The organism is Hyunsoonleella sp. 2307UL5-6 (genome assembly GCF_047345485.1).
Classification (GTDB): domain Bacteria; phylum Bacteroidota; class Bacteroidia; order Flavobacteriales; family Flavobacteriaceae; genus Jejuia.
The window spans coordinates 672,015-697,388 of sequence record NZ_JBLFEN010000001.1 but is presented as its reverse complement, the minus strand read 5'-3'; the positions used below and the strand labels follow the sequence as shown (position 1 = coordinate 697,388).

At 30.9% G+C, this 25,374-nt stretch carries 20 protein-coding genes; 12 read left to right on the top strand and 8 right to left on the bottom strand.

Annotated elements, in window-relative coordinates:
* Window positions 1-202 precede the first annotated feature (202 nt).
* The 3 genes from ACKGJY_RS03085 (at window position 203) to ACKGJY_RS03075 (ending at window position 3,242) form a co-directional block, all read left to right on the top strand.
* Window positions 203-826, top strand: a complete 624-nt coding sequence (locus ACKGJY_RS03085; RefSeq protein ID WP_413972378.1) for a sugar transferase — start codon at window positions 203-205, stop codon at window positions 824-826.
* The gene (locus tag ACKGJY_RS03080; protein ID WP_413972377.1) at window positions 826-1,839 is read left to right on the top strand and encodes an ATP-grasp domain-containing protein; all 1,014 of its coding nucleotides are present in this window, start codon (window positions 826-828) and stop codon (window positions 1,837-1,839) included. Before ACKGJY_RS03085 ends, ACKGJY_RS03080 begins: the two co-directional genes overlap by 1 nt.
* Before the next feature lie 95 nt (window positions 1,840-1,934).
* Complete coding sequence (locus tag ACKGJY_RS03075) at window positions 1,935-3,242, top strand: CoF synthetase (RefSeq protein WP_413972376.1); 1,308 nt, start codon at window positions 1,935-1,937, stop codon at window positions 3,240-3,242.
* A gap of 521 nt (window positions 3,243-3,763) precedes the next feature.
* Here ACKGJY_RS03075 and ACKGJY_RS03070 read toward each other — a convergent pair.
* The gene (locus ACKGJY_RS03070; protein ID WP_413972375.1) at window positions 3,764-4,918 is read right to left on the bottom strand and encodes a thioester domain-containing protein; all 1,155 of its coding nucleotides are present in this window, start codon (window positions 4,916-4,918) and stop codon (window positions 3,764-3,766) included.
* A gap of 277 nt (window positions 4,919-5,195) precedes the next feature.
* Here ACKGJY_RS03070 and ACKGJY_RS03065 point away from each other — a divergent pair, with 277 nt between their 5' ends.
* Window positions 5,196-6,227 (top strand): threonine aldolase family protein, encoded by a 1,032-nt coding sequence (locus ACKGJY_RS03065; RefSeq protein WP_413972374.1) that lies wholly within the window; start codon window positions 5,196-5,198, stop codon window positions 6,225-6,227.
* On the opposite strand, the gene ACKGJY_RS03060 is transcribed toward ACKGJY_RS03065, so the two are convergent.
* Window positions 6,224-6,544, bottom strand: a complete 321-nt coding sequence (locus ACKGJY_RS03060; protein ID WP_413972373.1) for a YbaB/EbfC family nucleoid-associated protein — start codon at window positions 6,542-6,544, stop codon at window positions 6,224-6,226. The genes ACKGJY_RS03065 and ACKGJY_RS03060 overlap by 4 nt on opposite strands.
* 144 nt (window positions 6,545-6,688) lie before the next feature.
* Between ACKGJY_RS03060 and ACKGJY_RS03055 the strand changes: the two genes are divergently transcribed.
* The 3 genes from ACKGJY_RS03055 (at window position 6,689) to ACKGJY_RS03045 (ending at window position 11,359) form a co-directional block, all read left to right on the top strand.
* Window positions 6,689-8,758, top strand: a complete 2,070-nt coding sequence (locus tag ACKGJY_RS03055) for a S9 family peptidase (RefSeq protein WP_413972372.1) — start codon at window positions 6,689-6,691, stop codon at window positions 8,756-8,758.
* A gap of 74 nt (window positions 8,759-8,832) precedes the next feature.
* The gene (locus ACKGJY_RS03050) at window positions 8,833-9,873 is read left to right on the top strand and encodes a PLP-dependent cysteine synthase family protein (protein ID WP_413972371.1); all 1,041 of its coding nucleotides are present in this window, start codon (window positions 8,833-8,835) and stop codon (window positions 9,871-9,873) included.
* Between the two features lie 226 nt (window positions 9,874-10,099).
* Complete coding sequence (locus ACKGJY_RS03045) at window positions 10,100-11,359, top strand: aminotransferase class I/II-fold pyridoxal phosphate-dependent enzyme (RefSeq protein WP_413972370.1); 1,260 nt, start codon at window positions 10,100-10,102, stop codon at window positions 11,357-11,359.
* A 51-nt stretch (window positions 11,360-11,410) separates the two neighbouring features.
* Here ACKGJY_RS03045 and ACKGJY_RS03040 read toward each other — a convergent pair whose 3' ends face one another.
* Both ACKGJY_RS03040 and ACKGJY_RS03035 read right to left on the bottom strand, forming a co-directional pair.
* Window positions 11,411-12,529: a GTP cyclohydrolase gene (locus ACKGJY_RS03040; protein ID WP_413972369.1), complete on the bottom strand. Its 1,119-nt coding sequence runs from the start codon at window positions 12,527-12,529 to the stop codon at window positions 11,411-11,413.
* 19 nt (window positions 12,530-12,548) lie between these two features.
* Entirely contained in the window at window positions 12,549-13,574 is a 1,026-nt protein-coding gene (locus ACKGJY_RS03035; RefSeq protein WP_413972368.1) for a transporter, read from the bottom strand.
* A gap of 145 nt (window positions 13,575-13,719) precedes the next feature.
* Between ACKGJY_RS03035 and ACKGJY_RS03030 the strand changes: the two genes are divergently transcribed.
* The 4 genes from ACKGJY_RS03030 to ACKGJY_RS03015 are packed head-to-tail and all read left to right on the top strand — an operon-like array spanning window position 13,720 to window position 19,173.
* A complete protein-coding gene (locus ACKGJY_RS03030) occupies window positions 13,720-13,992 on the top strand; it encodes a DUF4834 family protein (RefSeq protein WP_413972367.1) in 273 nt (90 codons plus the stop codon).
* Window positions 13,993-14,022: 30 nt separating this feature from the next.
* Window positions 14,023-16,443, top strand: a complete 2,421-nt coding sequence (locus ACKGJY_RS03025; RefSeq protein ID WP_413972366.1) for a YfhO family protein — start codon at window positions 14,023-14,025, stop codon at window positions 16,441-16,443.
* Complete coding sequence (locus ACKGJY_RS03020) at window positions 16,436-17,722, top strand: glycosyltransferase family 4 protein (RefSeq protein ID WP_413972365.1); 1,287 nt, start codon at window positions 16,436-16,438, stop codon at window positions 17,720-17,722. Before ACKGJY_RS03025 ends, ACKGJY_RS03020 begins: the two co-directional genes overlap by 8 nt.
* Window positions 17,710-19,173, top strand: a complete 1,464-nt coding sequence (locus tag ACKGJY_RS03015) for a lipopolysaccharide biosynthesis protein (RefSeq protein WP_413972364.1) — start codon at window positions 17,710-17,712, stop codon at window positions 19,171-19,173. Before ACKGJY_RS03020 ends, ACKGJY_RS03015 begins: the two co-directional genes overlap by 13 nt.
* A 73-nt stretch (window positions 19,174-19,246) precedes the next feature.
* Here the strand turns inward: ACKGJY_RS03015 and ACKGJY_RS03010 are convergent, their stop codons facing one another.
* Window positions 19,247-20,482: a hypothetical protein gene (locus tag ACKGJY_RS03010; RefSeq protein ID WP_413972363.1), complete on the bottom strand. Its 1,236-nt coding sequence runs from the start codon at window positions 20,480-20,482 to the stop codon at window positions 19,247-19,249.
* A gap of 137 nt (window positions 20,483-20,619) precedes the next feature.
* On the opposite strand from ACKGJY_RS03010, the gene ACKGJY_RS03005 reads away from it, so the two are divergent.
* Window positions 20,620-21,720 carry a DUF3667 domain-containing protein gene (locus tag ACKGJY_RS03005; protein ID WP_413972362.1) on the top strand — a complete coding sequence of 367 codons (1,101 nt, stop codon included), beginning with the start codon at window positions 20,620-20,622 and terminating at the stop codon, window positions 21,718-21,720.
* Here the strand turns inward: ACKGJY_RS03005 and ACKGJY_RS03000 are convergent.
* From ACKGJY_RS03000 to uvrA, 3 genes are all read right to left on the bottom strand, one after another.
* Entirely contained in the window at window positions 21,717-22,037 is a 321-nt protein-coding gene (locus ACKGJY_RS03000) for a hypothetical protein (RefSeq protein WP_413972361.1), read from the bottom strand. The two genes, ACKGJY_RS03005 and ACKGJY_RS03000, sit on opposite strands and share 4 nt — an antisense overlap.
* Before the next feature lie 219 nt (window positions 22,038-22,256).
* On the bottom strand, window positions 22,257-22,502 hold the full coding sequence (locus ACKGJY_RS02995; RefSeq protein ID WP_413972360.1) for a hypothetical protein: 246 nt from the start codon (window positions 22,500-22,502) through the stop codon (window positions 22,257-22,259).
* Between the two features lie 3 nt (window positions 22,503-22,505).
* Window positions 22,506-25,289: an excinuclease ABC subunit UvrA gene (gene uvrA, locus ACKGJY_RS02990; RefSeq protein ID WP_413972359.1), complete on the bottom strand. Its 2,784-nt coding sequence runs from the start codon at window positions 25,287-25,289 to the stop codon at window positions 22,506-22,508.
* Window positions 25,290-25,374: the final 85 nt, after the last annotated feature.

Genomic DNA, 25,374 nt, shown 5'->3' with positions numbered 1-25,374 from the left:
GACTTTGTGCTATATAAACTTATTTTTGAGCTGAAATGAAATATAATATAATATAATAATATATCTATAGATATAATTTTTGATACTTTCTGTTACTAAATGTTTATATGTTATTTATGGTGAGATTAACTTTCAATAATATAATACTAAATTAGTTATGTTAATATGGACTTTTTTTTAAATTAATACTATTTATTATAATATGTACAAATTAGTATTTAAAAATGCAATAGATTTTATGTTGGCCCTAGTTGGGTTAATATTGCTTTTGCCTTTGTTTATTATTATTCTTCTAGTTTTATTATTCGTAAATAACGGTAAGCCATTTTTTTTCCAAGAACGTCCAGGTAAGAATGAGCGCATTTTTAGAATAATCAAGTTTAAAACAATGACGGATAAAAAGGATAATAGTGGTAATTTATTACCAAATGAAAAGCGTATGACTGCATTTGGATCATTCTTAAGAAAAACATCACTAGATGAAATTCCTCAGTTAATAAATATTTTAATTGGTGATATGAGTCTTGTAGGCCCAAGACCACTAAGGGTACACTATCTTCCGTATTATACTTTAGAAGAATCTATTAGGCATACAGTAAAACCAGGAGTAACAGGGTTAGCTCAAGTTTCTGGTAGAAACGCCTTAGGTTGGGATGATAAACTTAAAATAGATATAGAATACGTTAGAAATTTATCATTTTTAAATGATATTAGAATCTTAATAAAAACTTTAAAAAAAGTACTAACTAATTATGATGAAATTGAATTAGATTCTAATACGTTAGACCTAGATGAATTACGAAAGAAAAAAACAACATTAACTTAATGAATATACTTTTTACATGTGCTGGTAGACGAAATTATTTACTTAAATATTTTAAGGAAGCACTTAATGGTAAAGGAAAAATTATTGCGGTTGATAATGATAAATATGCTGCAGCTTCTGTAGACGCTGATGTTTTTATCAAGGTTCCAAATATTTATGATGATAACTATATTGATAAGCTGGAAGAGATAGTAAAAGCGCATAATGTTAATGCATTAATATCTTTGAATGATTTAGAGTTGCCTATTATATCAAAACATAAAAATAAATTAGAAACCAATGGCGTAAAAGTTTTAGTGTCGGATTATAAAGTGATTGAAACTGTTTTTGATAAATGGAAAACGCATAAGTTTATAACTAGTTTAGGTTTAAAATCTCCTAAAACTTATAATGATTATAATGTAGCTTTAAAAGATATTGAAGCAGGAGTTTTAAATTACCCTTTAATATTAAAACCTCGTTTTGGTAGTGGTTCGATAGGAGTTGAGGTTTGCGATAATTTAGAAGAATTAGAATTAGTATACAAACTCCTCACTATAAGAATTAAAAAATCCATATTTGGTAAAAGCAGTAGTTTAGATAACGAACATTCAATTTTAATTCAAGAAAAGCTAGATGGCATTGAATTTGGATTTGATATTTTAAATGATTTTAAAGGTGATTTTTTTGCAACATCCTTAAGAGAAAAAATAGCAATGCGTTTTGGAGAAACAGATAAAGCTAAATCGGTTTTAAATACTTCTTTTAATACTTTAGCTAATACTATTGGTAATAAGCTAAACCACATAGGCACTATGGATGGTGACGCCTTTTTAATTGGTAAAGATTGGTATATACTAGAGCTAAATCCAAGATTTGGAGGTGGCTATCCTTTTTCTCACGAAGCAGGTGCTAATGCTGTATCTCTATACATAGATTGGCTTATTGGAAATGAAACTACCGTAAATTCGTATACAAATTATAAGGCTGGTATGGTATTTTCTAAATGTGATAGATTGATTAAAATTAGTTGATTAAATTATCTAGGATGATTCTTTTAATGATATATGTTTAGTACGAGAAGTTTAATTTTAGTTATTTATTAGCTATTTCACAAAATAAAATATTTATGTTTTTTTTAGAAAAAATACGGCATAATGTGTTTTGGCTTATTGATTCGTTAAAAGGCGGGAACATTAAGTCTCATTATGATGATATTAAATTTATTTTAGAAAATTTCGATTCCGATGCATCTTTAAAAAAAAGGAATCAGCACTTAAATCATCTATTAAATCATGCGATAGAAACGGTACCATTCTATAAAAATTATAAAGATTATAATTCTATTGCTGATTTTCCAGTTGTAGATAAATTACTTTTAAGAAACTCTTTGGATGATTTTATTTCAATTAATTTTATAGATAAGCAAGGTTTTGAAGTAAGTACAAGTGGCTCAACTGGAACACCATTTGTTATTTATCAAAATGAAAATAAAAAAAATAGAAATACAGCTGACACTATATTTTTTAGTGAAAAAGCGGGGTATAAAATAGGTTATAAATTATTTTACATAAGGGCTTGGAGCAAAGTTATAAGCAAAAGTAAATTAGCTACTTTTTTGCAAAATATCAAAATGATTAATGTAAAAGACTTAAATCCAAATACTATCTCTAAAATGATTAAAATTTTAGAAAAAGGAAACTCTACTAATGCTTTTATTGGCTATCCATCAGCTTTTAAAGAAATATGTAAACATTTAGATACTATAAATTCTAAACCCTTAAAGGCAAAAGTATCATCAATGATAGCTAATGCTGAACCCTTAGGCGATCCGTTAAAAAAATCAATTAAAAAGTACTTTGGGTTTGATATATTATCTAGATATTCTAATATGGAAAATGGTATTTTATCTCAACAAGTAATCGATGGAGGCGATGTTTTTCATATAAATTGGGCTAGTTATTTTATAGAGATTTTAGATTTGAAAGAAGACAAACCTGCAAAATACGGTACTCTAGGAAGAGTGGTAGTTACCGATTTATTTAATTATAATATGCCATTAATTAGATACGATACTGGAGATTTGGCAGTAATTGAAGTTAAGCATAACACGTTTAATAAAGCTCCTGCATTCTCTAAAGTAGAAGGCCGCAGAATGGATGCTATTTATAGCGTGGACGGACGAATTATGACTACTGTTGTTTATGAGCTGGAGTATTTTCCAGAGTTAAAACAATTTCAATTAATACAAGAAAACGAGAATACATATATAGTTAAAATTAATCTTGATGGAGTTTTTAATAAAGAACAAAAAATGATTAATTTACTAAAAAGTTTTCTGGGAGAGGAAGCTATAATATACGTTGAGTATGTAGATGAGATTCCTGAATTGTCTTCTGGTAAGCGTAAGTTAACTTTAAATAAGTTTAGGAAGTAAGTTAAGTATTAAAATTATCTTTTAAATGATTTTAAATGTTTACAACTTCTTAATATTGTAAACGTTTAATTTAAACATTATAGATTCATAAAAATTGTTTTCTCAAATCAATTTTTTCTTTTCTTTGAGCTTATTTTGATGATATGTGTTTTTTCTACTACAATAAAATTCAAGTAAGGCTTTCATGTTTTGAATTATAAGTTATTACAGATTAAATATTATCTTATATATATTATTTAAGTGTATCTATATATTAATTAAGCTTGTTTTTCTTCTTATAATAAGAAAGTAAAGTAAAATTTTTCTTAAATTCTATATTGTATCTTAGCTAAGAGTAGCATGACTTTATGCTCAAGATTATTTTTTGCATCCACTATTTTGAACACAATACAAATAAGTGAAAATAATTTTTCACTAAATAATATTGTTACATTAAGATAGTGATGTGTTATATAAGAAAAAAGCCTAAATGAAGTTTAAACTTCATTTAGGCTTTAATAAAAATTATTTAATTTTATTTATTACCAAGTGTATTCACACAATTCTCCACCTTCGGTACTAGTACCTTCAATAACTTCAAAAACTCCTCTTTTAAATCCAGGACCAATGTTGATGTAACAGTTAGTATTAAAACAAGTGTAGTAACAGTGGTTTGTAAATATGTATAAGAACTTTCCGAAAGAACCATCATGGTTTACACCTTTAACAGTAAATTCTTCACCTGGTTGTAATACTTTATCAAAGATTTTTACACCCCACTTAGTATTCTCATATCTTTGGTAAAACTTAATTCTTGTAGGATTATGCCAGTTGAATTTAAGTGTAACTTCATCAACATCTCCTTGACAGTCGTTACATTCTTCTTCTTCAGCAGGAACTTCTACAGTATAAAATATAGACTGCTTTCCTTCAGGAACAAGAATAATAGCAACTTTTTGTCCAGCACTTGGGATAAAACCTTCACCGTTAGCTAAAGCAGCTTCAACGATTTCTCTACCTTTAGCACGGTTGTTATCTCTATCAAGAATCCATTCTCCAGTAGGATTGGTGATAAATGTACATAATGCACAGTTTCTATCATCAATAAGTTCCCAAATAGCCCATTGTACATGACCAAAAGTAAAAGGTCCACCTGTAGCACTTTCTTTACCAATAAAGTCTTGATTCATAATCCAGTTTACTTTATCAAAGTTTTCTGGCATTTCAAACTTATCTGCTGGAAGATCACCATAGCTAGAATACACATCAAAATCTAGAGGTCCTTCAACACCTAAATCTAAATCAACATCTACACACCACCCAGCTAAATCAGTAGCTGCTAAGTTAGTATCTAAGATATCAAAATCAAAATAAGCATCATTACCAGGATTTGCTGTAGTTTGAATACTTACAGACTCAGGTAGACTAGCTTCTAAAGCTTCAAGACCTCCTACAGGTGCACTGTAAGATTTACTAGATACTCCAAATTGTAATCCTGACTTATTATTTAAAATAGGTCTTTCTACTAATGTCTCACTTTCTTCATTAAGAATTAATTCAGAATCTGGTTCAGTAATAGTACTTAATACTTGCTCTTGTGTTTCTACAATAGAAGAGCTTTCTTCATTGATTGTCTCGTTTTGACAAGAGAAGATCATAACGGCTACACCAAGTAGCAATAATAGATTTTTTTTCATAATTTAAAAATTTGTATTTATCAGATTAATAGTTAACGGATGTAAATTTATAAAAAGAGTAACCTCACCTATTAATTTTTTGTTAAAACAGATATTTTTTCGATTAATAGATTAAACTCGTTTTTTGATGGTTCAATAGATTAAAAGTCCTTTTTTTAGATAAATCGTAAATAATTCGTTTTTTTATATTATATATATCATTATATATATTGCTGTTAAATTTGTATTCTAATTCATATGTAAAGAAAACCTCGAATATTATAATTATTTTTAACCTATGATTATAGACTTAAGAAGCGATACTGTTACAAAGCCATCACAGGCTATGCTAAATGCAATGTTAACTACTGAAGTGGGAGACGATGTGTTTCGTGAAGATACTACCGTAAATAGATTAGAAGCTAAAGTCTCAAAATTATTTGGTAAACAGCAGGCTTTATTTTTTCCTAGCGGTACAATGGCAAACCAAACTGCCCTTAAATTGCACACCAACCCTGGTGATCAAGTAATTTGTGATAAATATGCACATATTTTTAATTATGAATCTGGTGGTGCTTCTTTTAATAGTGGTGTGTCATGTAATTTGATTGACGGTAACCGCGGCATGTTTACTGCCAAACAGGTAAAACAAGCTATAAACCCAAATGCTTACTATTATAGCAAAACAAGTTTAGTTGAAGTAGAGAACACTACAAATAAAGGCGGTGGGGCTTGTTGGGATTTTAATGAAATTTTAAAAATTAAAAGTATTTGTGATAAAAATAATTTAGGATTTCACTTAGATGGTGCTAGATTATGGAATGCCTTAATAGCCAAAAATGAAACTACTAAGCAGTATGGTGATGTTTTTGATACCATATCAGTTTGCTTTAGTAAAGGTTTAGGATGCCCTGTAGGTTCTGTTTTAGTGGGGAACAACGCTATAATGGAGGAGGCTATTAGAGTTCGAAAAATTTTTGGCGGCAATATGAGGCAAGCAGGATATCTTGCAGCTGCTGCGCTATTTGCTTTAGAAAATAATTTAGAGCGTTTAGCAGAAGATCATAAAAAGGCTAAAGCCATAGGTAATGTATTATCAAGTGTATCCGTGGTAAAAACTGTTGCACCAATAGAAACTAATATTGTGATTTTTGAATTACATAACAGTGATGACGAAGTGAAGTTTGTACAAAAATTAAAAGAAAAAAATATACTCATTATTAGTATGGGTGGAGGTAAATTACGAATGGTAACACACTTAGATTATACCAACACCATGCACGAAAAACTTTTAAGTGTTTTATCAAATAAAAATTTTGCTAATAATTAAAACATATCCATTCCAGGAATATTAGGCATACCCTCTTTGGCAACAGCAGCAAGTTCAGTCTCATTTACGCGCGTTGCTTTTTCTATAGCTTTATTTATGGTAAGTATTAAATAATCTTCAAGTTGTTCTTTATCTTCTAATAATTCATCATCAATCTCAATAGATTTTATAGCTCTATTTGCAGTTAATGTTATTTTTAGTTTTCCGTCATTGCTTTGTTCGTCAACTAAAACAGTATCTAAACGTTTTTTAGTTTCTTCAACTTTTTTTTGGGTTTCCTTAAGTTTACCCATCATATTCATCATATCTCCAAACATACCTTCTTATTTATAAAAATTTCCTTCTACAAAATTATTAAATTACCCAGTACTTTTACTTTAAAAATTGTTAAAGTAAAAAAACAACTTACTATTATAATCATTAATCTTATTTTTGCCATTGTTTGTAAAAACAATATATACATGACGACACCCATCGGTAATACGCAACCGCCAGTAGCTAAAAAAATATCTCACAAACTTTCGATACATAATGATACTAGAGTAGATAACTACTATTGGTTAAATAATAGAGAGGATACTGAAGTTTTAGACTATTTGAATGCAGAGAATAAATATACTAAGTCTGTTCTAAAGCATACTGAAGATTTTCAAAAACAACTTTTTGAAGAGATGAGGGCTAGAATAAAAGAAGACGATACCTCGGTGCCTTATAAATTAAATGGGTTTTGGTATATAACTAAGTTTGAAATGGGCAAAGACTATCCAATTTATATTAGAAAGAAAGCTCATTTAAATGCGCCCGAAGAATTATTGTTTGAATGTAATAAAATGGCTAAATCACATGCTTACTTTAAGTTAGGTGGTATCTCTATAAGCCCTAATAATACTATGGCGGCTTTTTCTACGGATGTGGTTAGTAGAAGACAATATGCCATACAAGTAAAAAACCTCGAAACAGGAGAGATTTACAACGATAAAATAGAAAATACTACTGGTAGCATTACATGGGCTAATGATAATAAAACCTTATTTTACACAAAAAAAGACGAGATAACACTTCGGTCGCATAAAATATTTAAACATGTTTTAGGTACCAGTACAAAAGATGATATTGAAGTATATCATGAAACCGATGATACTTTTAACACATTCATCTACAAAACTAAATCAAAAAAATATTTAGTTATTGGGGCATCTAGTACATTATCTTCAGAATATAGAATTTTGAATGCAGATACACCAAATGATGATTTTAAAGTGTTTCAAAAACGTGAAAAAGATTTAGAGTATTCCATAGCTCATTATGATGATAAGTTTTACATTATTACAAATGCTGATGCTGCAAATAACTTCAAAGTATGTAAAACACCAGAACGTAAAACTGATAAGACGAATTGGGAAGATGTTTTACCTCATAGAAAAAACGTTTTAATTGAAGATATTGAGATATTTAAAGATTATTTGGTTGTAAATGAGCGCGAAAATGGTTTAAATAATATTAGAATTATAAGTTGGAATGGTTTACAGGATTATTATTTACCGTTTGATAACGAAACTTACAATGCGTATTTAGGTAATAATCCTGATTTTGATAGTAATACGTTAAGATATGGTTATAATGGATTAACAACACCTAGTTCAGTAATCGATTATAATTTTAAAACAAAAATAAAAGAAGTACAAAAAGAACAAGAGGTACTTGGAGGTACATTTAAAAAAGAAAATTATGTGTCTAAACGTATTTGGGCAACAGCAAGAGATGGCGTTAAAGTACCAATTTCAATAGTGCATAAAAAAGGCATAGTATTAGATGGAACCAGTCCTTTGTTGCAGTATGCATATGGTTCATATGGGTCCACTATAGATCCCTCATTTTCTAGTATAAGATTAAGTTTGTTAGATCGTGGATTTATTTATGCAATAGCTCATGTAAGAGGTGGTGAGTATTTAGGAAGAGATTGGTATGAAAACGGAAAACTACTAACTAAAAAAAATACGTTTACTGATTTTGTAGATTGTTCTAAATATTTGATTTCTGAAAAGTATACTTCTTCTAATCACCTTTATGCATATGGAGGGTCTGCAGGCGGTTTGTTAATGGGTGCCATTATTAATATGAATCCAGAATTATATCACGGAGTTTTAGCAGCTGTACCATTTGTTGATGTGGTAACCACTATGCTAGACGATAGTATACCTTTAACTACAGGAGAATATGATGAGTGGGGAAACCCGAATGATGTTGAATTTTATCATTATATGAAATCCTATTCGCCTTACGACAATATTCAATCTAAAGATTATCCAAATATGCTTGTTACCACAGGTTTGCATGACTCTCAAGTACAATATTGGGAACCAGCAAAATGGGTAGCAAAGCTTAGAAATTTAAAAACTGATAATAATAAGTTACTGTTATATACTGATATGGATGCAGGACATGGTGGTGCTTCAGGACGATTTGAAAGTTTAAAGGAAGTAGCCCTAGAATATGCCTTTCTATTAGATTTAGAGAATATTAACCACTAAAAAAAAAATTCTTATTTTTGTGAAGTTAAAAATCATCATTTTGGGTTACGCTAATCTGATGATAAATTACATTTATGAAACAAAAAAATAAAGTTTTTGACAATGTATTAGATTTAGTAGGCAATACTCCGCTTGTTAAACTTAATCGAATTACTTCAAAACTAAAGGGTAAGTTTTACGCAAAAGTAGAATCTTTTAACCCAGGTCAGTCTTCAAAAGACAGAATAGCATTACATATAATAGAACAAGCTGAAAAACAAGGTGTTTTAAAGCCTGGAGATACTATTATAGAAACTACCTCTGGTAATACTGGATTTAGTTTAGCTATGGTAAGTATCATTAAGGGTTACGATTGTATCCTTGCTGTAAGTTCTAAATCTTCAGCTGATAAAATTGATATGCTAAAAACTATGGGGGCAAAGGTTTATGTTTGTCCTGCTCACGTTAGTGCAGACGATCCACGCTCATATTATCAAGTTGCTAAGCGTTTACATGAAGACATGAAAGGCTCTGTATATATAAACCAATATTTCAACCAATTGAATATAGATGCCCACTACGCGTCTACTGGTCCAGAAATATGGAAACAAACAGAAGGCAAAATAACGCATTTAGTAGCTTGTAGCGGTACAGGTGGTACAATTTCTGGTACTGCTAAATATTTAAAAGAACAAAATCCAGATATTAAAGTTATTGGTGTTGATGCTTTTGGTTCGGTGATAAAAAAATATCATGAAACCAGAGAATTTGACGAAAAAGAAATTTATCCATATCGTATTGAAGGGTTGGGTAAAAACTTAATTCCTACTGCTACAGATTTTGATGTTATAGATGAATTTGTTAAAGTGAATGATGAAGATAGCGCTCATACTGCAAGAGAAATAGCAAGAACGGAGGGTATGTTTGTAGGATATACATCAGGAGCAGCTATACAAGCTGTTAAACAACTTGGTGAGGAAAAAAGATTTAAAAAAGACGACTTAGTTATCGTTATATTTCCAGACCATGGCTCGCGTTACATGAGTAAGGTTTATTCTGATAAATGGATGAATGACCAAGGCTTTTTCGATAGTATCCATGAACAAGCTTCTCAATCAATAGAATACATAAAATAGCAAGTATTACATACTTTTTATAAAATGGTTTTTTGTATTTATTGCAAAAAACCATTTCTTTTTTTAATTTGTACATAATTGAACGGTAAAAGTTATGCTTAAACCAGTTAAATTTTTAATTTTGCAGAACTAACTAAGAACTAAAAACTTCATGCCTAAACATAAAATAACGCTCACAAGCGTTAAAAAAAGTTATGTTTAATTTAAGTGTAATATTTAATTTTAGATGAAAGATTTATTTGATAAGATTTATAAAGACAAAGGACCTTTAGGAAAATGGGCCTCTCATGCTGAAGGGTATTTTGTGTTTCCAAAGATAGAAGGAGAAATTTCCAATAGAATGAAATTTCAAGGAAAGGATGTTATTACATGGAGTATCAATGATTATTTGGGTTTAGCCAACCATCCAGAGGTAAGAAAGGTAGATGCCGAAGCCGCTTTAGAATATGGCTCTGCATATCCTATGGGGGCTAGAATGATGTCTGGTCATACAGATTTGCATGAGCAGTTACAAAATGAACTAGCAGACTTTGTTAGTAAAGAAGCTGCTTACTTATTAAATTTTGGGTATCAAGGTATAATGTCTACCATTGATGCGCTTGTTGCCAAAGATGATATTATTGTTTATGACGTAGATGCACATGCTTGTATTATTGATGGTGTTAGATTACACATGGGTAAGCGTTTTACTTATAAACATAATGATGTAGAAAGTTTAGAGAAAAACTTAGAACGCGCCACTAAAATGGCTGAACAGACTGGAGGAGGTATTCTTGTAATTTCTGAAGGTGTATTTGGTATGCGAGGAGAGCAGGGGCGTTTAAAAGAAATTATAGCATTAAAAGAAAAATTCAACTTTAGATTATTAGTAGATGATGCTCATGGTTTTGGAACTTTAGGAGCAACAGGAGCAGGAGCAGGAGAAGAGCAAGGTGTTCAAGATGACATAGATGTGTATTTTGCAACATTTGCAAAGTCAATGGCGAGTACAGGTGCTTTTATAGCTGGTGACCAAGAAATTATAGATTATTTAAAATATAACTTACGTTCTCAAATGTTTGCTAAATCTTTGCAAATGCAACTTGTAAAAGGTGCATTAAAACGCTTGGATATGCTAAAAACTATGCCAGAATTAAAGGATAATCTCTGGAAGATTGTAAATGCATTACAATCTGGTTTAAAAGAAAGAGGGTTTGATATAGGTACGACACAAAGTTGCGTAACGCCTGTATATTTAAAAGGAAGTATTCCTGAAGCTATGGCACTTGTAAAGGATTTAAGAGAAAATTATGGAATATTTTGTTCTATAGTAGTATATCCTGTTATACCTAAAGGACTTATTTTATTAAGAATGATTCCTACGGCTACTCATACTTTAGAAGATGTTAGAGAAACATTAGACGCATTTGATGCTATTAGAGAAAGATTAGAGAATGGTACTTACAAACGCTTGTCTGCAGCAGTAATGTCTGCTATGGGCGAGTAGTTTTAATTAAATAAATATATAGAAAAGGTTCGTTTTAAAGCGAACCTTTTTTTATAGCTTTTTCTTATATGTACTACGTTTTCGATAGACTTCTGGGTCAAAATGTTTCCATATTTTTTGAATAGCCAAATTGTCTTCCAATTCAGGAGTTCTGTAACACATTTTAATCCCTTTCTCTGTAAAGGTATTGTAGTATTCATTAAAAATAACTGCATGAACCCCTTTGTTTTGATATTCTGGATGTATACCTATAAGGTAAAACATAACATCTTTACTATGCTTTTTAGCTTTTAAAATATGGGTAAAACCGAAAGGGAATAATTTTCCTTTTGCCTTTTGTAAAGCATTTGCGTATCCTGGCATTACAATAGCAAAACCAATTAACGCATCATCTTTATCAACTACAAATTTGATATATTCAGGATTAATAAAACTTATAAATTTTTTCTTAAAATATTCTTTTTGAATATCAGTTATAGCTACAAAACTTGATAATGAAGCGTAAGTTTCATTAAATAAATCAAACATTTTATCAGTGTATGGCATCACGTCTTCAGTCTTGCTAAACTTTAGTGCTTTAAGTTTGTAGCGACGTTTAATAAGTTCTTGTGCCTTAAAAAAGAATTCTGGTTTTACATTTGAAAACGGAAATCTACTTTCTATATATCCTTTTGCTTTAACGTATCCTGCGTCCTCATAATGTTTTATGTAGTAAGGGTGATTATACCACGTAACCATTGGTGTAATAGTGTCATACCCATCTGTAATTATACCTACTTTATCTAAATTAGAAAACCCTACAGGGCCTTCAGTATACTCTAGATTGTGTGTTTTTCCAATATGCTCTACTTTTTTTAATAACGCTTTAGATACGTTTAAATCATCAACAAAATCAAACCAACCAAAACGCATTTTTTTCTGGTGTTGATCTTTTACCTCTAACCAGTTTATAATAGCAGCAACTCTACCAACAAGTTTGTCTCCTTTATAAGCTAAAAATAAGCGCGCATCAGCATCTTTAAAAACAGGATTTTCAGTTTTGTCAAACGTTTTTAATTCTTGACTAATAATTGGTGGTGTCCAATATTTAGAATCTTTATATAGCTTAAATGGAAATTTTATAAAAGCTTTTAAATCTCGTTTACCATTAACTTCTTTTATTGTAATCATATATTATGCAAGAAGTATATTAGTTATCAAAATCTTCATCTTTTCTTTTGCGTTTTGTCTTTTTAGTTTTGGTGGTATCAATATCTTTTTTTCGTTTCTTCTTTTTCTTAGAGCCTTTACCTCTTAGCTTTCTTTCCAATTCATCCTCTGCCGAATTCCCGTTGTCAATCTCTTTATCTCTATGAAAATCAAACCTGTAAGATGCGCCAAGTGTGAGATTAAGAACAGAAGGAGTATCTTTTGTATTAAAAGTTACTGCAGTATCTAATTGAAAATTTTTATTCCAAAGATATGCACCGCCAAATCTTAATAAATTATCAGCATAAAAATCACTTTGTATACCTTGTGTTTCACCAAAAATAACCCATTGCGGACTAAATGAATGTGTTAAAGTTAATATATATGAAAAATCAGATTGCTCTGTTCCAATTCTATCCTTAATAAGATTCATAACAAAAACCCATCCGCCATTAAAGTTGTTTTGGGTTGCAATCATCACCTTTGGACTAAAACCCTCTATTCCAGGCGCAGTGTAAGGGTTGTCTGGACTATCGTAGTTTGCACCAACATAAACAGCTACTGCTGGAATTAGAGATTTCCAACTAAAACGGTGGTTTGCTTTCCAGCTGTAAAGGTTAGGTTTGTTGTTTTCTGCATTTTTGTAGGGGTCATATACAAGGTATTTTGCACCAACTGTTAAATATCTAAAATTAGAGCGTTTCTCTTCAGTTGTAAATGATGAGAAATTAGTTCTTGTATCATTTTGATAATTACCTTCAATATTTAATTCTAACTGTTCAAAAAAGAGACCATACCTTGCTGAAAAATCAATATTAAATCCTGACACCTCGTTGCGTGGTAATGGTATTCTTTCTTCATTTATGTAGTTGGGGCCAACTTCAAACTGTAAAACGTTTGTGCCAACAGAAAAAGCACTTCTAGACATGCCTGGTCTGTTAGAGTTTATAACTTCGGTATATTGAGCAAAAAGTACACTGCCATTTAAAAACGTTAAAACGAAAAGCAAGTATTTAAAGGTTTTCATATAAGAGATTTAGGGTAAGATATTTAGTTTTTTAGGGCTTTTTTGGTTTTCAATATTATCAAATATAGATATTTTATCTTTTTTTTATGTTTTTTCAACGTTTTTTAAATTGCTATAATTGTATTTTTGCTTTAAAATATTATTTATGCTACAAGAAGCATCAATTGTGGGGTTAGTAAAAATTGTAGGTATTATACTGCTCATATATTATGGTGTAAAAATTTTATCTCGTTTATTTGCACCTCTTTTATTGCGTTATGTGTCCAAAAAAGCTGAAGAAAAGTTTGGCGGACAATTTAATACAAGACGCCCAGAACCTAAAAGAAAAGAGGGTGAAATTACTATTGATAAAATGCCACAACAAAAACAATCAAATAAAGATGTTGGTGATTATGTGGATTACGAAGAAATTGACTAATTTCATCGCTTAGTGTTTTAATTTTTTTTCATGCAGTTTTTATTCAAAAAATCTCTTTCGCATTTACTTGTTTTATTAGGCTTTGTACTTGTATCAATTGCTTATTTTAATCCTATACTTCAAGGCAAACAAATATACCAGAGTGATATTGTACAATACATTGGTATGTCTAAGCAGCAAAAGGATTTTAAAGCTAAAACTGGAGAAGAAACGTACTGGACAAATGGTGCTTTTGCGGGCATGCCAACGTACCAATTAGGTGCTAGATATCCACATAATTATATTAAAAAATTAGACGCTGTTTTACGCTTTTTACCAAGACCAGCAGATTATTTGTTTCTGTATTTACTAAGCTTCTATGTTTTACTGTTAGTACTAAAGGTAGATTTTAAACTTGCAGCATTGGGTGCTTTAGCTTTTGGTTTTTCAACCTATTTAATAATTATTTTAGGCGTAGGGCACAATAGTAAAGCGCACGCTATAGCTTATATGCCCTTAGTTTTAAGCGGTATTCTTCTGGTATTTCAAAAACGGTATGTATTAGGGTTTTTATTAACTGCAATTGCTATGGGTTTAGAGCTAGTGGCAAATCATTTTCAAATGACATATTATCTGTTACTACTAGTTGTAGTTTTGGGTATTGTATATATAATAGACGCTTATAAAAAACAAATGCTTAAGCATTATTTTTTATCTATAGCTATACTAGTTGGAGCCGTTGTTTTAGCCATTGGGCTTAATGCTACAAATGTATTAGCCACACAAGAGTATGTTAAACATAGTACAAGAGGTAAAAGTGAATTAACTATTAAGCCTGATGGTTCTACAAAGGCGATAACTTCTGGATTAGACAAAGATTACATTACGCAATTTAGCTACGGAGGTTGGGAAACTTTTAATTTGTTTATACCTCGTTTTATGGGAGGTGGTAATGGAGAGAACTTAGGTAAAGATTCTAATGTATATGATGCTGTTAGAAAATTAGGCGCATCGCCAGCGCAAGCTTTAGACCAAGCAGAAAACGCGCCTACGTATTGGGGGCAGCAACCTATAGTTGAAGCGCCTGCCTATGTTGGCGCAGTAATTCTATTTTTATTTGTTTTTGCTTTGTTTTTAGTAAAAGGACGTTTAAAATGGTGGATTGTAGGCGGAACAATACTTTCGCTTTTACTTTCCTACGGAAAAAATTTAAGTCTATTAACAGACTTTTTTATTGATTATGTGCCACTCTACAACAAATTTAGAGCAGTAACTTCTATTCAAGTTATTCTAGAACTTTGTATTCCTGTATTAGGTATTTTTGGATTGGTTAGGTTATTCAATGATTTTAATAAAGGAGAAGAAAAGCTTAAAGCTTTAAAATACGCTTTGGCAATTACGGGTGGTTTAGCTTTAGTTTTCTTAGTATTTGGGCGTTCAATGTTCGATTTTGTTGGTGCTAATGATGGGCGTTACATACAAGCACTAGGACAAGATTTTATAAGAGCTGTAAAAGAAGATAGAAAATCAATTTTTACAATAGATACCTTAAGATCATTACTGTTAGTTTTGCTATCTGCAGGATTGATTTTTGGTTATTTAAAGGAAAAGATAAAAGAGCAATGGGTGATTTTTGGGTTTGCTATTTTAATTTTATTTGACTTGGTTGGGGTGAATAGGCGATATGTAAACGAAGATGATTTTGTAGCATCTATACAAATGTCTAAACCATTTACAGCAAATGAAGTTGATAAACAAATTAAGAATGATACAACTCATTTTAGAGTGTTCGATTTGGTTTCGGGACCATCAAAACCATCGTATTTCCATAATTCTTTAAATGGTTACAATGCTGCTGAGTTAAAGCGTTATAGAGAAGTATTTGATTGGTACGTATCTCAAAATAATATCAATGTGCTTAATATGTTGAATACAAAGTATATTATCGCACAAGATGAAAAAGGAACTATATTTCCTTATGTGAATGATGATGCTAATGGTAATGCTTGGTTTGTTGAAAACATAATTAAAGTTCCCTCAGCAAACCAAGAGATAAAACTTTTAGATAGTTTAAATAATAAAATAGCTGCTGTTGTTACAAATTATCCTTCAGATTTAAAATTAAATTTTAAAGTAGATTCTACTGCTGTAATTGATGTTGTAGACTATCAACCAAATTATATAAAGTATACAACGAATAATACCAATACTGGTTTTGCTGTGTTTTCTGAAATATATTATCCTAAAGGATGGAAAGCCACTATAGATGGAAGAGAAGTAAGTTTTAAAAGGGTAAATTATATTTTAAGAGGTATGGAAATACCCGCAGGAGCGCATGTTGTAGAGTTTAGATTTGACCCTGATGTTGTAAAAACAGGAAGTTCTATCGCTTTAGGTAGTTCTGTACTTCTAGCTATTCTAATTTTAAGCGGTATATTCTACGAGTTTAAGAAACGAAAACAAGTTGCGTAAAAAAGTACTCATAATTGCGTATTATTGGCCACCAGCAGGAGGTCCTGGTGTACAGCGATGGCTTAAGTTTGTTAAATACCTACCTGAATTTAATATTGATCCTGTTGTTGTTGTTCCAGAAAACCCCAACTATCCTATTGTAGACGAAAGTTTAAAAGCAGAAATTTCAAAAGGTGTAGAGGTTATTAAAATACCAATTTCAGAACCCTATAAATTAGCTAGTATTTTTTCAAAAGGAAAAACGAATACGATTAGTAAAGGGATTATCAACACTCAAAAAAAGCAATCTTTATTAGAAAAAGCAATGCTTTTTGTAAGAGGCAACTTTTTTATTCCCGATGCTAGAGTGGGTTGGGTTGCACCAGTTACTTCTTTTTTATTAGACTATATGCCTAAAAAAGATATTAATACTATTATAACTACAGGGCCGCCACATAGTATGCACTTAATAGGCTTAAACGTAAAAGAAAAATTGGATGTAAAATGGTTGGCAGATTTTAGAGACCCTTGGACAACTATTGGCTACCACAAGCAACTTAAACTAACAGCTTCATCAGTTAAAAAACATAAATCTTTAGAAAATCAGGTGTTATCAAAGGCAGATTATGTTACAGTAACATCGTCTGTTACTAAATCTGAATTTAAAACGATAACCCATCAACCCATTACAGTTATTACAAATGGTTATGATAATGAAGTAGCTGATGTAACTGTATTAGATGATAAATTCACTTTAGCTCATATTGGGTCTTTATTGTCTAAGCGTAACCCAGAAATACTATGGAAAGCACTTTCTGAATTGCTTATAGAACATGATAATTTTAAAGCTGATTTTCAATTAAATTTGGTAGGTTATGTTAGTGATGAAGTACTTGAAAGTATCAATACTTATAAATTAACTGATTATGTAAACAAGATAGGATATGTTTCTCATTCAGAATCAATTAAATATCAAAAGCAATCTCAGGTATTAGTATTAATTGAAATAAATTCAGAAGAAACCAAATGTATCATACCAGGTAAATTGTTTGAATATATGGTGTCTAATAGACCTATTATTGCTATTGGCCCTAAAGACTCTGATGTTGAAACTATTTTAAAAGAAACCAATACAGGTGCTTATTTTGAATATGACACCTATGAAAATTTAAAAAATACTATCTTAGAATATTATAATGCATTTAAAGCAAATAATTTAAAATCGTTTCCAATAGGGCTCCAAAAGTATCATAGAAAATCTTTAACTAATACCTTATCCCAACTATTATGGGAATTGTAGTTTCACAATCCTTAAAAAATATTATCTCCACATATTCAGGATTTGTAATAGGAGCAATAAATACATTGTTTCTCTATACAAATTTTATGAGCGATGATTTCTATGGCATGGTAGGATATATGCTTTCTGCAGCTTACGTGTTAATGCCGTTAATGTCATTTGGGGTTCACAATACAATAGTGAAATTTTATTCTAGTTTTAAAACACGAATTTCCATATTTAGCTTTTTAACTTTAATGTTGTTTTTGCCTTTAGTTGTCGTTTTTCCAGCAGGTATAATTACGTATTTAAGTTATGAGGTTATTGCAGATTTTCTTTCTTCTGAAAATGCCATTATTAAAGATTACGTGTGGCATACCTTTTTTGTAGCAATAGCACTGGCTTATTTTGAGGTATTTTATGCCTGGGTAAAAGTACATATGCAAACTGTTTTTGGTAATTTTATGAGAGAGGTGTTTCATCGTGTAGGTGCTATGATTTTATTAATCTTTTTGTATTTTGAAGTTTTAGATTTACAGGCTTTTATGATAGGTTTAGTTTTGGTGTACTTGTTTAGAACACTAGTAATGATGCTTTATGCCTTTAATATAAAACCACCAATTATAGTATTTGAAAAGGTTAGAGGGTTAAACAATATTTTAAAATATTCAATATTAATTATTATAGCAGGCTCAGTAGCAACCGTTCTTTTAGATATTGATAAAGTAATGTTAGGTAAATATATAGCTATAGAAAATGTAGCATATTATAATGTTGCCATATTTATAGCAGCAGTAATTGCAGTACCCCAACGGGCAATGCATCAAATTTTATTGCCATTATCGGCTAAATATTTAAATGATAACGATTTTGAAAGTTTAGAGGATTTGTATAAACGTAGTTCGTTAAATCTATTTATAATTGGAGGATTAGTATTTCTATTAATAGTTCTTAATATTAACCAATTGTATTATTTAATTGATGACGATTATAGAGCGGGTTTATATGTCGTTTTATTAATTAGTGTTTCTAAACTGTACGATTCTCTTTTAGGCAGTAATAACGCGATATTATTTAATAGCGATTATTATAGGGTAGTACTAATGTTAGGTGTAGCTCTTGTTGCAATTATGGTATTTTTAAATACAATTTTAATACCTCTTTATGAGCTAGAAGGTGCAGCAATGGCAACATGTATTGCTATATTTTTGTACAACACGCTTAAGCTTTTATTTGTTTATAAGGCTTTTAAAATAACACCATTTAGTGTAAACACCATAAAAGTTGGTGTTTTATTGATGGTGTTGGTTTTAGCTGGATATTTTTGGGATTTTAATTTTAATCCAATTATAAATATTGCTATAAAGTCTTTAATTGTTTCTATAGTCTTTAGCGTATTAATCTTTAGGCTTAAATTGTCAGAAGATATTAATGATGTATTACTTAAGTTTATAAGAAAACGTTTTAACTAAAAAGAAAACCCCACGATGTTGCTTTGAGGCATACATGTCGCAGGGCTTTCCAACTAACCAACCAAAAATTTATTTATCTTCTTCTACGAGTAGAATTAGATGTTGTATTATTACTTCTAGATGTGCTTCTACTTTGCGTTGCTCTAGAATTTGTTTGTCTTGTATTTTTTATAACACGTGAAGCAGGTTTTTGTGTGCTTCTAGAAGATCTATTCACCGTTTGTCCAGTACTTCTATTTGTGCTACTTCTTTTATATATACGAGTATTATTTGCTTTCGGTTTTTTTACAACTGTAGTGCTTCTATTTCTCGTAACTTGCTGAGAAGAACTTCTTCTCGGATTTTGTCTAACAGTACTGTTAGCTTGTTTCTTAACAGTGTTATTGTTTCCTCTATTTCTATAATCAGCGTTTCTACTATTTGAAGAACTCTCACGTCTTACGGTGCTATTACCTCTGTTTTCAACCCTAGTATTACTTCTATTAATACTTCTGTTTTTTGTGTTCCTATCGTTAGTACTAGCAATTCTTCTAGAATTAGTATTCTTTAAAACATTATCTCTATTAATAGATCGTCTTGTGTTTGAAATGTTATTCACTTTAGTTCTATTTCTAGCGCTTCTATTTACGGTAGCATAATTTCTGTTTCTTACTACAGCATTACCTCTTCTGCTAGCAATTGCTGTTCTTGGTCTATAATTGTTTCTAAAAGGTCTGTTGTAAACATATCTTGTAGGTGTATAAAACTGTCTGTAAGGTCTGTTAAAAACTACACAGTGGTTAAAAACTGGTACACTGTAAAAATTATGCCATGGTCTGAAAACATAAGAACGATTCCATCTATTAATAAATCCAGTATGGTGAGTAAACCTGTTAAATCTGTTATAGTGTACATATAATCCTCCAATACGGTTTATGCGTCCAAAATTGTTATAAAAAACATTGATGTTCCCAACTTGAGCCACGCGTCCATAAAAATCGTAAAATACAGGTGTATTTTCAATTTGTATAATTGCACCAAACTCATCATACTGTACATAGGCATTATAATTAAAGCCAGAATTAAACGTAATATTAGCATTACGATTACCAGCTGAAATAGCTAAATTTGGTTGATGTCTCAAAATATTGAAATCAAATTGTCCGTCAGGGAAAATCGAAAACTCAATACCATTTTCAACAAATATGAAAGAGTTGCCGTAACCTCTGTAATATGTTGACACGGTATTATCGTATGCATTACTTGTTGTAGCTGTAGCAGTAAATCCTCCGAGGATCAAACCTGCTAATAAGAATATAAACTTTTTCATAATTGTGTGTTTTAATATTTAACACTAGATGATAAACAAACAGCGTGCCAAAAAATATAAAATGCTGATATTTAGAAACTTAAACATTTTATAATTCTTTAATCTTTTCTTAAATTTAACTTTGTATAATTTATAATATGGCAAAAAGACTAGAAACCTGTAAAAACTGCGAAAAACAATTTAATAAAGCGTTTAGTTTTTGTCCGTATTGTGGGCAGCAGGCTAAAGATGAGCTTACCGTAAAAGTGTTATTTTATAATACAATTAGTAATTACTTTTCTTTTGATGCTAGATTCTTTAAGAGTTTTTTGCCTCTACTTTTAAAACCAGGTTTTTTAGCAGCTAAGTTTATTCAAGGTAAGCGATTACTGTATCTACACCCCGCGCAGATGTATCTTTTTATTGCAGTAGTGTTTTTCTTTATGTTCTCTTTTGTACAGAGAAATCAGGTGAGAACTTTAGATGAAAAACTAGCTAAAACTATCAAAGAAGATGCTATAATTAGTAAGATTGATGATAAACGCGTTAGAGATTCTATTTTAGAAGCGAGATTTATAAAAAATAGGGTTGAGGATTCTGTAGCTAGAAGTGAACTTCGTGAGCGTTTAATAAAAAACAAATACTTAACAGGTTTTACTGATGCTAAAATAGATTCTTTGGTTTTAGCTGATGATTTTGAAAAGAATGATATCGCTTCTTTTGATTTTAATACGCAATCTGTAGACTCTCTAATTGCTTTAGGGGCAACTGATGATATGATTTTTAAAGAAATGGGTATGAGTACTAATGCAGGTTATTGGGAAAAACGCTTATATAAACAGGCTTTAAAGTTTTATAAATCAAGGAAAGGCGGCAGCATACTTCAAGCGTTTTATGATACAATACCTTTAGCTATGTTTTTTTTATTGCCCATTTTCGCGTTTATTTTAAAGGTATTACATTTAAAAAAGGGTAGTTATACGCATCATTTGGTATTCAGCTTTTATTACTTTTCGTTTTTATTCACTGTATTTAGTATCATATTGGGGATCAATTTTATTTTTGATTTACCCGATTGGTTAGATTTTTTAATTATGCTATCTACTTTTATATATTTAATAATAGCATTAAAACGTTTTTACCATCAAAGGTGGATGAAAAGTGTTTTTAAAAGTACTATAGCCTCTTTTGTATTTCTTTCTATAGTAACTCCAATTACACTAGTGTTGCTAAGTTTGTTTGCTTTTTTGTTTTACTAAAGTATCTTTTTTTTAGATTTAGCGTGCCAAATAGGAGTTTTTAAAAATTCACTTAAAGTTTGTGCATCAGTAATTAAATTTTTTAGGTTTCCATGATCCACAACATTTATTCGAGTAGTATCATCTAGGATCAAATTAAGCTCAAAACTTTGGTAGCTTCCATCATCACTACTTACACGCTCACCAATAATTTGTAATGCTACTATCCTATTAAAATTAATAATTTTCTTTTTTCTTTTGATAAGCGGTATGTTAAGGCCTCTGTAAAATTGGTTTGTATTACTGTTAAAAGTAATGGGAGAGAAAAATAATACCAAAAGTACGTTGCCAGCAATAAAAAAATAGAAAGCACTATAGATGGTATTGGGTTTTTAATCGAAAAGAATTCCTCGACGCTCTGCGTCGGGGTTTCCGTTGAAATTGTCATCCCGAACTTGTTTCGGGATCTAAATAACATAATTTCGGTTTTTTGACCAAAAAGTCAAAAATGAAACGAGCGAAATACCTCTATAGCTCTGACGCGAGGGTAGTTCGTTTCAAGAAATTATTTTATTTAAAAAAAGTAAGTTTCCCGTTTGTGTAAATTGATAGATGGCATACAATAAGGCACCGTAAGCTACTGTGCCAAAGATTCCACAAAAAATAGCATAAAATGTAGAAGGCTTAAACGTATAACCTGTATTGGTTTTAGTTAAAATATGAGTTTCAAAATTAGCGCCACCATGAACAAGGGGTTTAGTAGATACATTTTGTTTAATGTGCTCTAATTCTAAACTTTCCATGAGTTAAAGTTTTTCCGCCAAATACTTCCCAGTCTCCGAGGCTTTTACTTTTATAATGTCTTCAGGTGTACCATGAGCTACTAAATTCCCACCGTTTTCACCACCTTCAGGTCCTAAATCGATAATGTAATCAGCGCATTTAATGAGTTCTAAATTGTGTTCTACTACTATGATAGAATGGCCTTTAGCAATCAACGCATTAAACGATTTTAATAATTTTTGAATATCATGAAAATGCAATCCAGTAGTGGGTTCATCAAAAATAAATAAAGCCTTATCTTTCGTATTGCCTTTGCCTAAAAATGTGGCAAGTTTGATACGTTGCGCTTCACCACCAGAAAGGGTAGAGGAGCTTTGGCCTAAAGTAACGTACCCTAAACCAACATCTTGCAAGGGTTGTAATTTGTTTTTAATTTTATCTTGCCCATTAGTGTTAAAAAACGCAACAGCATCATCAATAGTTAGGTTTAAAATATCATCTATGGTTTTATCTGCAAATGTAACTTCTAGCACTTCTTTTTTAAAGCGTTTACCAGTACAGGTTTCGCATTCTAAATGTACATCGGCCATAAATTGCATTTCAATAGTTACTTCACCTTCACCTTTACAAGTTTCACATCGACCACCATCTACATTAAACGAAAAATGTTTTGCTTGGTAGTTTCTAATTTTGCTTAATTTTTGTTTAGAATATAAAGCGCGAATATCATCATAGGCTTTAATATACGTAACAGGGTTAGAGCGAGACGACCTACCGATAGGGTTTTGATCAATAAACTCTATATGTTTTATAACACTAAAATTACCTGATAATTCAGAAAACTGACCAGCTTTATCACTAAAATCTGTAAGCTTTTTTTGTAATGCCGGAAACAAAATCTTTTTCACCAAAGTACTTTTGCCGCTACCAGAAACGCCCGTAATAACGGTAAGCATTTCTAAAGGAAAACTAACATCAATATTTTTTAAGTTATTCTCCCTAGCGCCGGTAATATTTATATGGTATTTTGATGTTCTTCTTTTTTTAGGAACTTCAATCTTTAGCGTTTCATTTAAGTACTGCGCAGTTAAAGAGTGAGATGCTAAAATTTCATCATAAGTGCCTTTAGCAACTACTTTTCCACCAAATGTGCCAGCTTCGGGTCCAATATCAATAATACTATCTGCAGCTTTCATGATATCTTCATCGTGCTCAACTACAATAACGGTATTACCTAAACCTTTTAACGCCTGTAATACTGCAATTAATCGTTCAGTATCTTTTGGGTGTAGGCCAATACTAGGTTCATCTAAAATATACATGGAACCTACTAAACTACTGCCTAAAGAGGTCGCAAGGTTTATACGTTGGCTTTCGCCACCAGATAGTGTGTTAGATTTTCGGTTTAGTGTTAAATAATCTAAGCCAACATTGCCTAAAAACGATAAGCGATTATTTATTTCTTTTAAAAGGCGATTTCCTATTTGTGTGTCATAGTCATTAAGTTTTAATTTATTAAAAAACTGAATTAACTTTTTAATAGGCATTTCTACCAAATCTGTTAAAGTAACACCGTTTATTTTTACGTAATTAGCCTCGGATCTCAAACGTTTGCCATTGCAGGTTTTACACTTTGTTTTTCCGCGATAGCGCGAAAGCATTACCCGATTTTGAATTTTGTAGGCTTTAGATTCTAATTCTGCAAAAAAAGAGTTTAAACCTTCAAAATATTGATTTCCCTCCCAAATTAATTGTTTTTGTGCAGCAGTAAGCTTAAAATAAGGTTTGTGCACAGGGAAATTGAATTTATGAGACTTATTAACCAATTGGTCTTTATACCAACTCATACTATCACCGCGCCATGGAAAAATAGCATTTTCATACACCGAAAGCCCCGTGTTTGGTATTACTAAATCTTCATCTATACCAATAATATCCCCATAACCCTCACATTTAGGGCATGCGCCGTAGGGGTTGTTAAAACTAAATAAATGTACATTAGGTTCTAAAAACGATATACCATCTAGTTCAAACTTATTACTAAACGTATGCTGTTTATTATCCTCTAAACTTTCAATTATACATTCGCCTTTACCTTCAAAAAAGGCAGTTTGTATGGCATCTGCTAATCGGTTTTTAAAATCTTCTTCGTGTTTTACTATAATTCTATCTACAACTAATAAAACTGAAGCATCCTCTGGCGTTGTTTTTATAGCGTCTATTCTAACAACCTCTTGGTTTACTTTTATCCTAGCATACCCTTGTTGTTTTAATGTTTTTAACTTATCAGCCATTGTACGACCTTCTTCTAAGTAAATAGGAGCGAGGAGGAGTAGTTTTTCACGTTCAGAAAATGTCATGATGTGGTTTAACACATCTGCAACCGTATTTTTCTTAACCTCTTCACCAGATACAGGAGAAAATGTTCTTCCAACTCTTGCAAATAATAATTTTAAATAATCATAAATTTCAGTGGTTGTACCAACTGTAGATCGCGGGTTGGTAGAGTTTACCTTTTGTTCTATAGCTATAGCAGGCGCTATCCCTTTTATGTAATCTACTTTTGGTTTATGTAGTCTGCCTAAGAACTGGCGTGCGTAACTAGATAAGCTTTCTACATAACGCCGTTGGCCTTCAGCGTAGAGCGTATCAAAGGCTAAACTAGATTTTCCTGAGCCTGATAAACCAGTAATTACCACGAGTTTATTTCTAGGAATTACAACATCAATATTTTTAAGGTTGTGCAACTTAGCACCTTTAATAATAATATTTTTTTTAGGGTTTACATCAGAAAGTGCAGTATTCATAGGTTTTTAAGGAAATAATCTTGCAAAGATACTACAACTATATGAGCATTAAAAATGAAGTATAGTTAACTAAAATGTTAAAAAA

What these genes read in the sequence shown, in the direction of transcription:
- ACKGJY_RS03085 (WP_413972378.1), top strand. Translation starts at nt 203, where the DNA reads ATGTACAAATTAGTATTTAAAAATGCAATAGATTTTATGTTGGCCCTA.
- ACKGJY_RS03080 (WP_413972377.1), top strand. Translation starts at nt 826, where the DNA reads ATGAATATACTTTTTACATGTGCTGGTAGACGAAATTATTTACTTAAA.
- ACKGJY_RS03075 (WP_413972376.1), top strand. Translation starts at nt 1,935, where the DNA reads ATGTTTTTTTTAGAAAAAATACGGCATAATGTGTTTTGGCTTATTGAT.
- ACKGJY_RS03070 (WP_413972375.1), bottom strand. Translation starts at nt 4,918, where the DNA reads ATGAAAAAAAATCTATTATTGCTACTTGGTGTAGCCGTTATGATCTTC.
- ACKGJY_RS03065 (WP_413972374.1), top strand. Translation starts at nt 5,196, where the DNA reads ATGATTATAGACTTAAGAAGCGATACTGTTACAAAGCCATCACAGGCT.
- ACKGJY_RS03060 (WP_413972373.1), bottom strand. Translation starts at nt 6,544, where the DNA reads ATGTTTGGAGATATGATGAATATGATGGGTAAACTTAAGGAAACCCAA.
- ACKGJY_RS03055 (WP_413972372.1), top strand. Translation starts at nt 6,689, where the DNA reads ATGACGACACCCATCGGTAATACGCAACCGCCAGTAGCTAAAAAAATA.
- ACKGJY_RS03050 (WP_413972371.1), top strand. Translation starts at nt 8,833, where the DNA reads ATGAAACAAAAAAATAAAGTTTTTGACAATGTATTAGATTTAGTAGGC.
- ACKGJY_RS03045 (WP_413972370.1), top strand. Translation starts at nt 10,100, where the DNA reads ATGAAAGATTTATTTGATAAGATTTATAAAGACAAAGGACCTTTAGGA.
- ACKGJY_RS03040 (WP_413972369.1), bottom strand. Translation starts at nt 12,529, where the DNA reads ATGATTACAATAAAAGAAGTTAATGGTAAACGAGATTTAAAAGCTTTT.
- ACKGJY_RS03035 (WP_413972368.1), bottom strand. Translation starts at nt 13,574, where the DNA reads ATGAAAACCTTTAAATACTTGCTTTTCGTTTTAACGTTTTTAAATGGC.
- ACKGJY_RS03030 (WP_413972367.1), top strand. Translation starts at nt 13,720, where the DNA reads ATGCTACAAGAAGCATCAATTGTGGGGTTAGTAAAAATTGTAGGTATT.
- ACKGJY_RS03025 (WP_413972366.1), top strand. Translation starts at nt 14,023, where the DNA reads ATGCAGTTTTTATTCAAAAAATCTCTTTCGCATTTACTTGTTTTATTA.
- ACKGJY_RS03015 (WP_413972364.1), top strand. Translation starts at nt 17,710, where the DNA reads ATGGGAATTGTAGTTTCACAATCCTTAAAAAATATTATCTCCACATAT.
- ACKGJY_RS03010 (WP_413972363.1), bottom strand. Translation starts at nt 20,482, where the DNA reads ATGAAAAAGTTTATATTCTTATTAGCAGGTTTGATCCTCGGAGGATTT.
- ACKGJY_RS03005 (WP_413972362.1), top strand. Translation starts at nt 20,620, where the DNA reads ATGGCAAAAAGACTAGAAACCTGTAAAAACTGCGAAAAACAATTTAAT.
- ACKGJY_RS02995 (WP_413972360.1), bottom strand. Translation starts at nt 22,502, where the DNA reads ATGGAAAGTTTAGAATTAGAGCACATTAAACAAAATGTATCTACTAAA.
- uvrA (WP_413972359.1), bottom strand. Translation starts at nt 25,289, where the DNA reads ATGAATACTGCACTTTCTGATGTAAACCCTAAAAAAAATATTATTATT.